Here is a 783-nt window from a genome sequence, read left to right as displayed (position 1 = left end):
CTAAGTCCATCAACCCAACAGGCAACGCAATCCCATCTTTCTTAGCTTTCAGTTCCCGAGTCATTATAGTTAATTACCCAGTCAGAAGTCTTATGAAATTCAGGTGACTCAAAACGATGTCTCATGTTTAAGACAGATTCGTAGAAGACATCTTCCAATAGAAAGTTCACAATAAATGCCGGAATAAAACCACCCGGCTCAGTATGCCCTTGCCAGACGATTCTGGTTTTCTCGTTGCCTTCAGGAATCAGTACTAGTTCATTATTAACTTTAGGTGTTCGAATAACACCTTCATTTTTGGGTAGAGCATCGCCTTCAAACCATTCTTTAATTCGAACGACTTTTGAATCAGTTTCCTGTGTTAGTTGCTGGCCTGCGACGATATCTCTGTCAGCCAGTGGCCAGGGTAAACCCATTCTCATATAGATTTTTCTGGAACGTTCATCGTCAAAGGGCTCGATTTCATATGCGTCTACCATGTCTTTGACCCATTCAGGGAAGGTCTTGATATCAGAGAAATTGGCAACAATATTAGATAGCTTTGATTGCACCACTTGCTCTGCTTTAAAGGCAATAAAGTCACTGCCCGGCCAGTCGCGGGTAAACACCTTGATGCCATTTTTTTCTAGCATTAAGTCCCAACCGCTATCGTCCAGGGCCGGAGGGAGGTCAGTTCGATAGGCTTCAAGCTCAGCAGAGACGGTCGTAGAAAAAATACTTAATGTGACCATCAAATATTGAACGGTAGAAAGTACAGTATGTTTCATGAATTTATTACCTAAC

General features: G+C 42.3%; 1 protein-coding gene. It reads right to left on the bottom strand.

The genetic code is table 11. The features are described from left to right. Positions 1-41: 41 nt before the first annotated feature. Positions 42-783, bottom strand: a 742-nt coding sequence (locus tag A3729_RS29790) for an START domain-containing protein (protein WP_068634574.1), incomplete at its 5' end; no start/stop codon positions are given.

This window comes from Oleiphilus sp. HI0043 (genome assembly GCF_001634935.1).
The sequence above is the reverse complement of the archived record's forward strand: the minus strand, read 5'-3'. Positions and strand labels throughout refer to the sequence as shown.